The following is a 12,953-nucleotide window of genomic DNA, read 5'->3' on the forward strand; positions in this document are numbered from 1 at the left end:
CGCGACGGCGTTCTCGCGAACGCTGAAGAAAGCCTGATCTTCATCGTTGGGCGGCGCGAGTTCGATGCTCGCGCGGCCGCGATCTTCATCACATTTGCCACGCGATTGCGCGTAGACTTCAAACGGCAGGTCTTCTTCCGCATCGGCCGCACCGATGCCCAGCGTTGTATTTCAGAGTCCTATCCGGTTCGTGACATTCGCATTCGCTTCGATTACAAAAACCGGCGCTTTCGTGGCGTTGACTTGCTGTTCGCTGACATTGCCTCATCTCGCCCACGCCGCCGACAAAGTGATCGTGCTCGACTCGGGCGAAGCGCAGCTTACGTTGATCGATCCCGTCACGCACAAAGTGATCGGCACCGAGCCGACCGGCAAGGAGCCTCATCATCTGATGATCACGCCCGATGGTCGTTCGCTGATCGTCGCGGATGCGATTTCGAACGACCTGATGTTCGTCGACCCGCACAGCGGCCGGGTGCAGCGCCGTGTCGAGGGCATCGAAGACCCGTACCAGCTCGGCTTTTCGCCCGACCACAAGTGGTTCGTTACAGCGGGCCTGAGGCTCGATCGCATCGATATCTATCACTACGATGGCGAGAACGTGACGCTCGCGAAGCGGATTCCGCTCGCGAAGACCCCGAGCCACCTGACCTTTGCAGCCGATAACCGCACCGTGTTCGTCACGCTTCAGGACACGGGCGAGGTCGCGGCGATCGATCTGCCGACACAGTCAGTGTCGTGGAAGCTGCACGTGGGCAAGACGCCGGCCGGACTCTGGATGACCCCGGGCGATCGTTATCTGCTCGTCGGCATGACGGGCGAAGACAATGTCGCGGTGGTCGACTGGAAGAACCGCCAACTCGTGAAGAAGATCCACACGGGCCGCGGCGCGCACAACTTCCGCAATCTCGACGATGGCCAGCATCTTGCCGTGTCGAATCGCGTGGAGAACACGATCAGCATTCTCGATTACAACACGCTGACCAAAGTGGCCGACATCACCGGTTTGATGCCGGGCCCTGACGACATGGAACTATCGGCGGACCGGCGCTATCTATGGGTCACGTTCCGCTTTGCGAGGCACGTCGGCGTCATCGACCTGAGCACGCATCGGCTGGTGGATACGATCGCGGTGGGGCGCTCGCCGCACGGTCTTTATTTCGCCAACCGCGCGCCGGTCTACGCGCCCAATCCCGACTGAGGCAACCCGAAAGGCTTTACATGATTCACGAACTCGTCGCTCAACTCGACAATGGCATCTCAGCCCTGCAGACGCTGCTGTACGTCGACGTGGTCCAGCCGATCTTCTACCGCTTCAATCTGATGGGCTATGACGAAGACACTTACGACGCGCTCTACTGGGTGATCGTCGGCGCGATGCAGATACTCGTGTCGTACCTGGTGTTGCGCCCGCTCGAAGCGCTGCGCCCGGTGGAGACATGGGCGGACCGCAGGGCGTTGCGCGCGGACGTGATCTACACGTGGATCGCCAAGCTCGGCATCGTCAATCTTGCGTTCTTCTTTCTGCTGCAGCCGTTCTTCAATCATTGGCAGAGCCTGATGGCGATCCACGACGTGCCCAACATCGACGTCGATGATTTGTGGCCGGGCGTCACCGATCAGCCGCTCGTGTCGTTTCTGATCTACCTGATCGTGCTCGATTTCGCCGGCTACTGGTATCACCGCTGGCAACATCGGTTCGGCGTGTGGTGGGAATTGCATGCGGTTCATCACAGCCAGCGGCAGATGTCGCTGTGGGCCGACGACCGCAATCACTTTTTGGACGACATCTTGCAGGCGGCGTTTTTTGCGGCCATTGCGCTGTTCATCGGCGTGCAGCCAAACCAATTCGTCGTGCTCGTCGCGCTCGGCAATTTCATGCAGAGTGTGCAGCACGTGAATGCGCGCCTCCCGTATGGATGGCTGCTCGAACGCCTGATCGTGAGCCCGGCGTTTCATCGGCGTCATCATGCGATTGGCTATGGCCACGAAGGCACCCGCTACGGCTGCAACTTCGGCGTGCTGTTCCCGTGGTGGGACATGTTGTTCGGCACCGCGTCGTGGGAGCGCGCCGTCGAGCCGACCGGCATCCGCGATCAGCTGCCCGCGCCGCATGGTGCCGCGCGCTCGTATGGGGATGGGCTGATCGCTCAGCAGTGGTACGCGTTCGGCCGCATCGCCGGGCGGCTGCGTGACCGGCCCGGTGCGGGCGAGATCAATCCGTGAAGGTCGGTGCGAACTGGAAAATGGCCGCGGAGCAGCTAGATCAGGCTCTGCGCGGCCATTTCGTTTCGGCCCCGCTCAGGTCTCGACATCCGCGAGACTGAAGGTTTCCGTCTTGTCGTTGTACGAGAAGATTTCCGCGTAACGGCCCCAGTCGATCACCGCATCGAGGGTTTCCTGCGCCGCGCTGTCGGATAGCAGGTCCTCGAGCTCCTGCTCGAAGCGCACGCGCGGCGCGCGATGTCCGGGCCGTTCGTTGAGGACCTTCCTGATTCGCGCGGCGAGCGGCACACACTGCAACAGATGATCGGCGAACATGATCTTGCGCTCCTGCGTGCTGCCCTCGGCGAATCGATGCGCGGGCGGCGTGAGGAACACATCGCCCTCGCTGACTTCGGCAAAGCCGAGGTACTGCAGCATCTCCGCGATCGGGAACAGTTCGTCGACTTCCAACTGCAGCGTGCGCGCAATCTCGGGCATGTCGGCGCGGCCGTTATAGGGCGCTGCCGCAAGCGTTTCGATCAGACCAGCCATCAGGTTCGTCGACACGTTCGGCAACCAGCTGCCGGGTTCGAGTTCGCGTTTGGCCGCGGCTCCAGTGGGGCGCGCGGTCATCTTCGCGTAGATTTCGTCGACGAGCGCGCGAAAATCCGGGTCGAGCCGGTTGCGCGGATGAGCGAACGGCACCACGGTCTCGGCCACCACGCGCCCGGGGTTCGACGACAGTACGAGAATGCGATCGCACATGAACACGGCTTCCTCGATGTTGTGCGTGACTATAAGAACCGACTTGATCGGCATGCGGTCCTGGTTCCACAGGTCGAGCAGGTCGGTACGCAGCGTTTCGGCGGTCAGCACGTCGAGCGCGGAGAACGGCTCGTCCATCAGCAGGATGGTCGGGTCGACGACGAGCGCGCGTGCGAAGCCGACGCGCTGCCGCATGCCGCCCGACAGCTCGCGCGGATACGCGTTTTCGAAGCCGTCGAGACCGATCAGATCGATCGCCGCGAGCGCGCGCGTGCGCCGCTCCTCGATGCCGACGCCGAGCGCCTCCAGCCCCGCTTCGACGTTCTGCAGTACCGTCAGCCACGGAAACAACGCGAAGGTCTGGAACACCATCGCGACGCCCTCGGCTGGACCGTCGAGCGGCTTGCCCAGGTAGGTGACGTTGCCGCTCGTCGGCCGGATCAAACCGGCGATGATGCGCAGCAGCGTCGACTTGCCCGAGCCCGAGCGGCCGAGCAGTCCGACGATCTCGCCCTCGCGCAGCGTCAGATTCACGTCGTCGAGCACCAGCAGCTCGCTCTGATTTTTATGAAAGCCGCGGCTCACGTGCTCGATGTTCAGCACCTGCGCGCCCAGGCGCGGCGACGACTGGAGCAGGTCGGCGGGGATGGCTTGAATGACGTTTTGCATGGCTTTACTCCTAGTCGAGTCGGAGCCTTGATTCGGCGAAGGCATACAGGGGGCGCCACAGCGCGCGGTTGAACAGCGTGACGAATAGCGCCATCACGGCGACGCCAAGGATGATCTTCGGAAAGTCGCCGGCGGCGGTCGTCTCGGCGATATAGGCGCCGAGGCCATGCGCGGCGACCTTGGTATCGCCCCACTGGACGAACTCGGACACGATGCTCGCGTTCCACGCACCGCCCGACGCGGTGATCGCGCCGGTCACGTAGTAAGGGAACACGCCCGGCAGCATCACCTGGCGCCACCATTGCCAGCCGCGGATGCGGAAGTTGGTGGCCGCCTCGCGGTAGTCGTTCGGATAGGCGGTCGCGCCCGCGATCACGTTGAACAGGATGTACCACTGCGTGCCGAGCACGATCAGCGGCGACAGCCAGATATCCGGATTCAGATGAAAGCGCACGATCACGATCACGAACACCGGGAACAGCAGATTCGCGGGAAACGCGGCGAGAAATTGCGCGAGCGGCTGGACCTTTTCCGCGAGCGCCGGACGCAGGCCGATCAGCACGCCGATCGGCACCCAGATCAGCGACGAGATCGCGATCAGCACGGCAACGCGCAGCAGCGTGCTGAGCCCGAGCAGGAACACGTGACCGACCTCGTCGAGCGTCACGCCGGTACGCACATAGGCGACGACGCGATAGATCACATAGACCGTCAGCACGAATACGAGCACGCCCCACACGATGTCCCCGACGCGTGTCGAAGTGTCGCTGCGCGCTCGGCTGGCACGCCGGACGTTCGCGAAAGGCACACGCAAAGGGATGCGCGCGGTGCTCGCGAGCATCACGCCCGCCGGCGTCAGCAACTGATGAATCAGACGTGTGCGCCGCATCATGTCGAGCAGCCAGGACTGCGGCGCGTTGCCCGAACTCGTGGTCTCCATGCGGAACTTGTCGGCCCACGCGACGAGCGGACGGAACAGCAACTGGTCATAGGCGAGGATCACGACCGTCATCGCGAGGATGACCCAGCCGATCGCGTGCAGATTCTTGTCGCTGATCGCCTGCGCGAGGTAGGCGCCGATGCCCGGCAGCGTAATCGTGTTGTTGCCGACCGTGATCGCTTCGGAAGCCACGACGAAGAACCAGCCGCCCGACATCGACATCATCATGTTCCAGATCAGGCCCGGCATCGAGAACGGCACTTCGAGCTTCCAGAAGCGCTGCCACGACGTCAGGTGAAAGCCGCGCGACACCTCATCGAGGTCGCGCGGCACCGTGCGCAGCGACTGGTAGAAGCTGAACGTCATGTTCCACGCCTGGCTCGTGAAGATCGCGAAGATCGCGGCGAGCTCGGCGCCGAGCACGCGGCCCGGGAACATCGCGAGGAAGAAGGTGACCGTAAACGAGATGTAGCCGAGCACCGGCACCGACTGCAGGATGTCGAGAATCGGCACCAGCACGAGGCCGGCGCGGCGGCTCCTTGCGGCCAGCGTGCCGTAGACCAGCGTGAAGATCAGCGAGGCGACCATCGCCGCGAGCATGCGCAGCGTGGTGCGCATCGCGTACTCGGGCAGGTTGGCCGGATCGAGCGAGATCGCCTGGGTCTTTAGCGTCGACATCGGCGCGAGCGTCTCGTGAAAGCCGATCGACGCCATCGCGATCAGGCAGATGATCAGCGGAAAGGCAACGAAGTCCCAGCCGTTTGGAAGCAGCCGCCGCGCGGATGCGTTGGCGGTGCGGTTCAGATTGAAACCGAACTCCATCAATCACCTCCGGGGCCGTGAGTATTGGTGAGCAGCGAAGTCGTGCCGCCGTACAGGGCGTTGGCCTGCGCATCGATTCGCGACGGATCGTTGAGTTGGAACATAACGAATTGCAAGTTGATGAAAGGGCTTATTCAGCAAGCAACTGTCACGACGAGGCAACACCACAATCTTTCGATGATGGCGTCGATTCGTGACAGGAGCTTGGCAGAACTCAGGAGAAAAGCGAGCCGATGCGGCGCCACAGCGTGGGGAGCCGGGCTTTGCTGCGGCGCGCACCGTTCCGCCCGCTGGCGGAACGGCGGCGCGGGGAAGGGGCGCGGACGGTAAAAACCCGGAGTCAACCAGATTCTGTAAGCAGAGCCAACATTCTTCGAAAGAACCCGAGGCCGTCCTTGTGCGATTTTTACTTGCGCTTTTGGGGAGCACGTCAATACAATCCGCCCCAACGTATCAAAGGAGTCGTCCATGGACCCGTGTCCAGAAAGTGGAAGTCCGATGCCGGCCAGCACCGGCAGCACCACCGCGAGATAGTCGCCGCAGGTTCACTCCTTCGCCGCTGACTCGCTGAAGTCGGGTTAGCGCGCTTCAATTCCAACCGGCCTTGCCGTCGGTTCTGTAGCACGCCTGCTCTTTTTTTGACCGTCGTTTGCGAGCCCGCTTGCAGAGGCGATTGCGCTTTCGCATTTGCGCTCGTTGTTTGCCGGACCTTTCGCACACGTCCATGTGCATGTGCGAATAACGACGGAGCGATCCGGCTATAACTCCAATCCCCAACAACCGATGAAAAATATCGACAAGCGCAGACTACTGGGCTCCGGCGGTTCGATCGCCGTGACTGCGGTCCTTTCCCTCGGCCTCGGCCCTTGCGCGTTCGCGCAGACACCCGGCGACGCCACCCCGGCGCAAGCGGCGCCATCGACTGCACCGGCCGCACCGGTTCCCGGCGCCACGGACAAGGCGGCGCCCGCCGATCAGACCGTCGCAGCGCCGACCGGATTGTGGGAGCGCTCGAACCTGTTCGGCGAAATGGGCGGCCTGCGTCCCTGGCTCGGCAACTACGGTGTGACGTTCAATCTGCAGGAGACCAGCGAATACATGGGCAACCTGTCGGGCGGCACGAATCGCGGCGGTGCCTACCAAGGCTTGACCGGGTTCGGACTCGTCGTCGATACGGAAAAGGCCTTCGGATTGCCGGGCGGCACCTTCAACGTCTCCGGTCTGCAGATTCACGGCACGAGCCTGACCGCCAGAAATCTGCAAACACTGCAAACTGCGAGCGGCATCGAAGCCGACGCCGCGACCCGTCTGTGGGAACTGTGGTATCAGCAGTCGCTCGGCAACGTCGATGTGAAGATCGGCCAGCAGAGTCTCGATCAGGAGTTCATGGTCAGCCAGTACGCGGCCACCTTCATGAACGCAACGTTTGGCTGGCCGGTGCTGCCGGCCGTCGATCTGCCCGCGGGCGGACCGGCCTATCCGCTGTCGTCGCTCGGCGTGAGGGCGCGCGCATCGTTCGCGAACGGCGTCACCGTGCTGGGCGGCGTATTCGACGGCAACCCGGCGCCAGGCGTCGGCGATCCGCAAAAGCTCAACGCGAGCGGCACGAACTTCAATCTCGGCAACGGCGCGCTCGTGATCGGCGAACTGCAGTACGCGATCAACCAGCCGTCGGCGAATCCTTCCGATCCGAGGCCGGCTGGCCTGCCGGGCACCTACAAGCTCGGCTTCTGGTACAACAGCAACCACTTCGCGGATCAGGGTTTCGACACCGGCGGCCTGTCGCTGGCGAATCCGGCGAGCAACGGCATGCCGACGAATCATCGCGGCAACTACAGCTTCTACGCGGTTGCCGACCAGATGGTGTGGCGCGCGGGCCCCGACAGTCCGCAGTCGGTCGGCGTGTTCGCCCGCATCATGGGTGCGCCGGGCGATCGCAATCTGGTCGATCTCGGCGTCAACGCGGGCGTCACGCTCAAGGCGCCGTTCAAGGGGCGCGACAACGATGTGGTCGGGCTTGCGCTCGGCTATGCAAAGATCGGTTCTCACGCGCAGAATCTGGCGAGCGCGCAGGCGCTGTACACACCGGGCTATCCGTCACGCAGCGCGGAGACGGTGCTCGAAGCCACTTATCAATACCAGGTCGCGCCGTGGTGGATGCTGCAAGCGGACTTCCAGTACTTCTGGCGGCCGGGCGGCGGGATTCCGGACCCGGACGATTCGTCCCAGCGCATCAGGAACGAAGCGGTTCTCGGCTTGCGCACGACGATCCAGTTTTGAGGAAAGGTCGCTCGGCAGGCTGATACTCGCTTCATCAATCGCTTCAACAAAGGCCGCGCGCCGCATCGCCGAACATGATCGGTCGATGCGGCGCGTTACGACGCACGCCGACTTGGCGAGCGCCCGGCTCATCATCGACTCGCTTACCCCTGCGCATGCGCGGCGACCGCGTCCAGCGTGCGCGCCGAGTACACCAGCGTCGCGCCCGCGTTGACCGCCATCGCGACGCCGAGCGCTTCGGCGATTTCCTCGCGGGTCGCGCCGTGCTTCAGCGCCTCGGCCGTATGGACCGTGATACAGCCGTCACAGCGCAGGCTCACCGCGACCGCGAGCGCAATCAGCTCGCGCGTTTTCGCGCCGAGCAGATCGGTCTTCTGACCGGCATTCGACATCGCCTGATACGCCTTCACGCTGTCCGGCGCGAGCTTCGACATTTCGCCGATACGGCCGAACAGTTCCTTGCGGTAATCGATCCAGTTCAACATGGCAGTGCTCCTTGGTCCGTTGCGCGCCAGCGGTCGCCGGCGTCGTGGAAACAGTATTGCGCCGCGCCGCGATATCCTGAATACTCATTCGACTCAACTTTTAGCGCGCTCGTCTCATGGACACGCTCAGTCGCCTGATCGACCTTGCCCGGCCGCAAGCGAGTCTCGATCTTCGCTGCCTGCTATCAGGCGCATTCGATATCGATCACGCGCCGCTGGAGAGGGGCGTCGCGCCGTTTCATCTGGTGCTCGACGGCAGTTGCGTGATCGAGACCGCCGCCGGCGAGCAGCTCGAATTGAAGGTCGGCGATTTCATGCTGTTTCCGCGTGGCGACGCGCATCGCGTGCGCGACTTGAAGCGCTCGGCGGGCGGCCTGCCGCTGACGCTCGGGCACGACGGCATGCTGCCGGTGCGGCGCAACGACGGTGAGGAAGCCGCCACATCCGCGCAGACGCCCAACCACACCGCGACTCATGAAGGCGTCGATCTGCTGTGCGGCCGCTTCGTCTATGCGCCCGGTTCGTCGGCGTTGCTGCTCGATGCGCTGCCCGATCCGCTGCACGTGTCGCTCGGGGACGCGCAGACGCTCGATGCGTTGCAAACGCTGATCACTTTGATGCGCGGTGAAGCGGCGCGGCGTCAGCCTGGCGCGCTCACCATCGTGACGGCCTTGAGCCACGCGCTGTTCGCAATGGCACTGCGCGTGCACGGCGAGCGCAATGCGAACAGCGCCGGCATGCTCGCGTTGCTGACGGACGCACGACTCGGCGCATCGGTGCAAGCGATGCTCGACGCACCCGAACGCGCGTGGACGATCTCCGAACTCGGCGAGCGCGCGGCGATGTCGCGCGCAACCTACGCGCGCCGTTTCAACGAGCGCGCGGGCATGACCGTGATGGATTTTCTGACGCAGATCCGCATGGCGATCGCCAGCGACCTGCTGTTGCGCACGCAACGCAGCGCGGCGGACATCGGCGAGGCGGTCGGCTATCAGTCGGAGGCGGCGTTCGGCAAGGCGTTTGCGCAAAGCGTCGGCGTTACGCCGGGACGTTACCGGCGTCGCACGCAAACGGACGATGCTCCGGATGACTGACTAAAGAATCGACGCGCGCGCGTGATTCTATTTGGGCGTTTCGCCCTTGCTGAACGCACGTCTTTCGAGCGACGCCATCAGCCGCGCGACCACGAGCGCGCAGACCGTCCCGAGCGTCACTTCGGCAAGCCGCAGAAAAGCCTTGTCCCACGCGGGGCCGATGCCTGGCGCCAGCAGCATGATCGTCGCCGTGATGCCGCCAAGGCGCGCCGCGCTGCCGACGTTGACGACCCAGCAGATCAGGATCGCGGCCGCGACGGTCGCCGCGTACGCGGCAAAATGGCCGCCGCCCGCGAGCGTGCCGATCAGCCCGCAAATGCCGCCGACCATCGCGCCGATGAACTGGTCGCGCGACAGCTTGCGAGTGTCGATATAGCTGTGCTGGCTCACCGCGATCGCGGTGATCGCGGCCCAGAACGCCTGCTCGGTGTGCAGCGCGCGGCCGATACCGAACGCGAGACTCGCGCCCGCCACCGCCTGCAGGGCCATGAAGCCGCCCTCGATCAAGCGGTCGCCGAGCGGCAGCGTCTTCAGGAAAGCGAACAGCGCATCGGCGGCGGGCGTGCGCGAGGAGGGGCTTGAATCGTCGGACGGAGTCATCGGATGAAGGCGGCTCGCAAGGGCAGGGTCGTGCCATATTCTAGCGGCTGCGCCCGACGCTTCCACCGCTGTCTAGATCGTGCCGAACAGCGCGCGCGGCCGGTCGCGCAGCGTGTGCGCGAGAATTTGCAGGCCGCGCGTCAGCTGCTCGCGCGACTCGGCGCAAGCGAGATTGATGCGCACGCCGTGTTCGACCGTCGAGCGATCCACCGCGAACGCGGAGGCCGGCATCGTGTTGACGCCGCGCGCGAGGGCGTTGGCCGCGAAATCGTCCGAGCGCCACGGCGGCGGCACACGCAACCACACGAACATGCATGCGGGATCGCTCTTCAGATGCTCGGCGGGCAGTAGTTCGCGCGCGATCTCCTGGCGCGCGCGCAACTCGGCGCGTTGCGCGTCGAGGATCGTCTGCGCGGTGCCGTCCTCGATCCAGCGCGTGGCGATCAGCGTCGACAGCGGCGCGGGCATCCATGCGGTCGTGCGCACCGCTTCCGCGGCCAGCGCCGCGCCATGCGGCGGCGTGTGCAGATAGCCGATGCGCAGGCCCGGTGCGAGGATCTTCGAGGTCGACGTGATGTGGAAGGTCAGCTCCGGGCACAGGCTCGCAATCGTCGGCAAGCGCGCTTGCAGCAGCGGACCGTACACGTCGTCTTCGATGATCACGATGTGATGCCGGCGCGCGATCTCGGCGAGCGCCGCGCGACGCGCGAGGCTCATCGTCACGACGGTCGGGTTCTGCAGATTCGGCACCGTGAAGATCGCCTTTACGCGCCGATGCCGGCACGCGTCTTCGAGACGGTCGGGCAGCAGCCCTTCGTCGTCGCTCGCAATGCCGACCAGTTCGAACTGAAACACCGGCGCGAGGGCTTTCAGGCCATAGTAGGTCAGTTGATCCGACAGGATCACGCCTTCATGCCCCATCAGGCTGCTCAGCACCGCATACAGGCCATGCTGCGCGCCGCTCGTCACGACCACGCTGTCGGCGCTGGGCGTGAAGCCGGGCGCGGCGAGCCATTGCGCGCCCGCGGCCCGCGCCCATTCGGGGCCCTGCGGCGGCTGATATTCCTGGGTCTGCGGATAGCGCGGATCGTGCGCGATCTGCGCCATCGTCCGCGCGAGTTGTGTGAGGAATTCACCGGTGGCGGGCCGGTTCACGGTCAGGTCCAGCACGGCGTTCGCGTCGGCGTGGCCGCTTGTCGATGTGCTGTCGCTGCGGGCATGCACGGCAGGCATGGCGCCGCCGGTGACGATCGAGCCGCGCCGCTTGCTCGCGACGATCAGCCCCCGCGCCTGCAACTCCTTGTACGCGCGCGACACGGTGGAGACATTTAGGCCCAGCTCCAACGCGAGCTCGCGCTGCGGCGGCAGACGGCTGCCGGGCGGGTAGAGGCCGCTGCGGACTTGTTCCTCGAGGCTGCGCGACACTTCGAGATAAGTCGGTTGACGGCCCTTTGTCTGGAGCACGTCCTCACCGTTTGTGTGGTCAATTGCGCTTTTCATCCAGCGTGAATCTCCATGCAAAAACCCGTTCGAGCGTGCAGGACCCTGCCAATACTAAACCCGTTCGTCGTCGGATCGGCAATTGGAAGTACATCGCACTGCACGATGCCAGCCCGTTTCGCTCGGGGAAAGTACCTAAGTCCACACAAAGCCAAATTAATTGCACACAAAAAAACTTTGTGTGAGTATTAAAGCATGGTTTGTGTGGCGTTGTGTCGAAAGACGACGCGCAACTGTGGTACAGGAGGACGGTCGTGACAGAGCAGCAGAGCACGCTCCTGCCGGTCGATGCATCGGGCGGAAGTTCGGGTCGGGCGGCCAGTGGGGCCGGGCGGCGGACGCGATGAGCGAAGTCGCCGTGCTGGGCGCGGGCTTCATCGGCCTGTCGAGCGCCTACTGGCTGATGCGCGACGGTCACCACGTCACGCTGTTCGACGCGCTCGGTCCGGGCGAGGCCACGTCATACGGCAATGCGGGCACGTTCGCCAACTATGGCTGCATTCCGGTGAACAACCCGGCGGTGTTCCGCAATCTGCCGCGCTTCCTGTTTTCGCCGACGAGTCCGCTGCGGATTCGCTGGCGCTATCTGCCGCAACTCGCGCCTTGGCTTGTGCGTTTTCTATGCGCGTCGATGCCGCGGCGCTACGAGCACAGCGCTCGAGCGCTCGCAAGCCTGCTGTCGCGCGCGTTCGACGGTTACCGCGAGATGCTCGAAAGCGATAACCTGTCGCGCTTCGTGCGGCCGCGCGAATGCCTCTACCTGTATTCGAATGCGGCGTCGTTCGACGCGGCCCAGCCGTCGCTCGCGTTGCGCCGCTCGCTCGGCGTGCGCTTCGAAAACTTCGACCGCGCCGGCATCGCCGCACTCGAACCGAATCTCGCGCCGATCTTTGCGCACGGCACGTTGTTCAACGACAGCTGGTTCCTCGGCGACCCGCGCGGCTTTTTGCAGGCGTTGCACGCGGCGCTGCTCGCTCGCGGCCTCAGGCATGAGCGCGTCGCGGTTCGCACGCTCGTGCCGGGCGCCAACAGCGTGCGCATCGTCGACGACGCGGGTCGCGCATATGATGCCGCGCAGGCGGTCGTCTGTGCCGGCGCATTTTCCGGCCGCTTCGCGCGCCAATGCGGCGACCGCATACCTCTCGATACCGAGCGCGGCTATCACGTGCGCTTCCCCGGCACGTCGTCGCTGATTTCACGGCCGTGCGGCTGGGCCGAGCGCGGCTTCTACATGGTGCCGATGGACGGCGGCATCCGCGCCGCGGGCACCGTCGAACTGGGCGGCTATGGACCGCAGCGCAATGCCGCACTGCTCGATCTGATCACGCGCTCCGCGCGGCTCGCGCTGCCGCAATTGCCTCAACCGGATAGCGACTGGCTCGGTTTCCGGCCGAGCCTGCCCGACGGCCTGCCGGTCGTCGGAGCGTCGAGCGCGTCGCCGCGCGTCGTCTACGCATTCGGTCATCAGCATCTGGGCGTCACGCTGGGCGGCGTGACGGGCAGCGTCGTCGCCGATCTGGTGGCGGGGCGCGTGCCGCCGGTCGATCTCGCGCCTTACAGCCCGCGTCGTTTTTAACCACCGCAACTGCTGCA

The 12,953-nt window shown here is 64.6% G+C and carries 10 protein-coding genes; 5 read left to right on the top strand and 5 right to left on the bottom strand.

Going from position 1 to position 12,953, the window contains the following annotated elements:
- Window positions 1–154 precede the first annotated feature (154 nt).
- Together QFZ91_RS30645 and QFZ91_RS30650 are read left to right on the top strand one after the other, a co-directional pair.
- Entirely contained in the window at window positions 155–1,201 is a 1,047-nt protein-coding gene (locus QFZ91_RS30645; RefSeq protein WP_429569466.1) for a YncE family protein, read from the top strand.
- Window positions 1,202–1,221: 20 nt separating this feature from the next.
- Entirely contained in the window at window positions 1,222–2,226 is a 1,005-nt protein-coding gene (locus QFZ91_RS30650; RefSeq protein ID WP_429569467.1) for a sterol desaturase family protein, read from the top strand.
- Window positions 2,227–2,301: 75 nt separating this feature from the next.
- Here QFZ91_RS30650 and QFZ91_RS30655 read toward each other — a convergent pair whose 3' ends face one another.
- Entirely contained in the window at window positions 2,302–3,639 is a 1,338-nt protein-coding gene (locus QFZ91_RS30655; protein ID WP_368590009.1) for an AAA-associated domain-containing protein, read from the bottom strand.
- Between the two features lie 10 nt (window positions 3,640–3,649).
- A complete protein-coding gene (locus QFZ91_RS30660) occupies window positions 3,650–5,401 on the bottom strand; it encodes an ABC transporter permease (protein WP_429569468.1) in 1,752 nt (583 codons plus the stop codon).
- 783 nt (window positions 5,402–6,184) lie between these two features.
- Between QFZ91_RS30660 and QFZ91_RS30665 the strand changes: the two genes are divergently transcribed.
- Window positions 6,185–7,681: a carbohydrate porin gene (locus QFZ91_RS30665; protein WP_176383083.1), complete on the top strand. Its 1,497-nt coding sequence runs from the start codon at window positions 6,185–6,187 to the stop codon at window positions 7,679–7,681.
- 143 nt (window positions 7,682–7,824) lie between these two features.
- On the opposite strand, the gene QFZ91_RS30670 is transcribed toward QFZ91_RS30665, so the two are convergent.
- Window positions 7,825–8,166: a carboxymuconolactone decarboxylase family protein gene (locus QFZ91_RS30670; RefSeq protein WP_176123726.1), complete on the bottom strand. Its 342-nt coding sequence runs from the start codon at window positions 8,164–8,166 to the stop codon at window positions 7,825–7,827.
- A gap of 116 nt (window positions 8,167–8,282) precedes the next feature.
- Between QFZ91_RS30670 and QFZ91_RS30675 the strand changes: the two genes are divergently transcribed.
- Entirely contained in the window at window positions 8,283–9,260 is a 978-nt protein-coding gene (locus tag QFZ91_RS30675) for a cupin domain-containing protein (RefSeq protein WP_429569469.1), read from the top strand.
- A 27-nt stretch (window positions 9,261–9,287) separates the two neighbouring features.
- Here the strand turns inward: QFZ91_RS30675 and QFZ91_RS30680 are convergent, their stop codons facing one another.
- Entirely contained in the window at window positions 9,288–9,860 is a 573-nt protein-coding gene (locus tag QFZ91_RS30680; protein ID WP_176123728.1) for an FUSC family protein, read from the bottom strand.
- A 72-nt stretch (window positions 9,861–9,932) separates the two neighbouring features.
- The gene (locus QFZ91_RS30685) at window positions 9,933–11,360 is read right to left on the bottom strand and encodes a PLP-dependent aminotransferase family protein (protein ID WP_429569470.1); all 1,428 of its coding nucleotides are present in this window, start codon (window positions 11,358–11,360) and stop codon (window positions 9,933–9,935) included.
- Between the two features lie 343 nt (window positions 11,361–11,703).
- Between QFZ91_RS30685 and QFZ91_RS30690 the strand changes: the two genes are divergently transcribed.
- The gene (locus tag QFZ91_RS30690) at window positions 11,704–12,936 is read left to right on the top strand and encodes an NAD(P)/FAD-dependent oxidoreductase (RefSeq protein ID WP_429569471.1); all 1,233 of its coding nucleotides are present in this window, start codon (window positions 11,704–11,706) and stop codon (window positions 12,934–12,936) included.
- Window positions 12,937–12,953: the final 17 nt, after the last annotated feature.

The organism is Paraburkholderia sp. JPY419 (assembly GCF_050435705.1).
Classification (GTDB): domain Bacteria; phylum Pseudomonadota; class Gammaproteobacteria; order Burkholderiales; family Burkholderiaceae; genus Paraburkholderia; species Paraburkholderia youngii.

Excerpts from the sequence above, each read along its gene's own strand:
- QFZ91_RS30645 (WP_429569466.1), top strand. The coding sequence starts at position 155 with ATGCCCAGCGTTGTATTTCAGAGTCCTATCCGGTTCGTGACATTCGCA.
- QFZ91_RS30650 (WP_429569467.1), top strand. The coding sequence starts at position 1,222 with ATGATTCACGAACTCGTCGCTCAACTCGACAATGGCATCTCAGCCCTG.
- QFZ91_RS30655 (WP_368590009.1), bottom strand. The coding sequence starts at position 3,639 with ATGCAAAACGTCATTCAAGCCATCCCCGCCGACCTGCTCCAGTCGTCG.
- QFZ91_RS30660 (WP_429569468.1), bottom strand. The coding sequence starts at position 5,401 with ATGGAGTTCGGTTTCAATCTGAACCGCACCGCCAACGCATCCGCGCGG.
- QFZ91_RS30665 (WP_176383083.1), top strand. The coding sequence starts at position 6,185 with ATGAAAAATATCGACAAGCGCAGACTACTGGGCTCCGGCGGTTCGATC.
- QFZ91_RS30670 (WP_176123726.1), bottom strand. The coding sequence starts at position 8,166 with ATGTTGAACTGGATCGATTACCGCAAGGAACTGTTCGGCCGTATCGGC.
- QFZ91_RS30675 (WP_429569469.1), top strand. The coding sequence starts at position 8,283 with ATGGACACGCTCAGTCGCCTGATCGACCTTGCCCGGCCGCAAGCGAGT.
- QFZ91_RS30680 (WP_176123728.1), bottom strand. The coding sequence starts at position 9,860 with ATGACTCCGTCCGACGATTCAAGCCCCTCCTCGCGCACGCCCGCCGCC.
- QFZ91_RS30685 (WP_429569470.1), bottom strand. The coding sequence starts at position 11,360 with ATGAAAAGCGCAATTGACCACACAAACGGTGAGGACGTGCTCCAGACA.
- QFZ91_RS30690 (WP_429569471.1), top strand. The coding sequence starts at position 11,704 with ATGAGCGAAGTCGCCGTGCTGGGCGCGGGCTTCATCGGCCTGTCGAGC.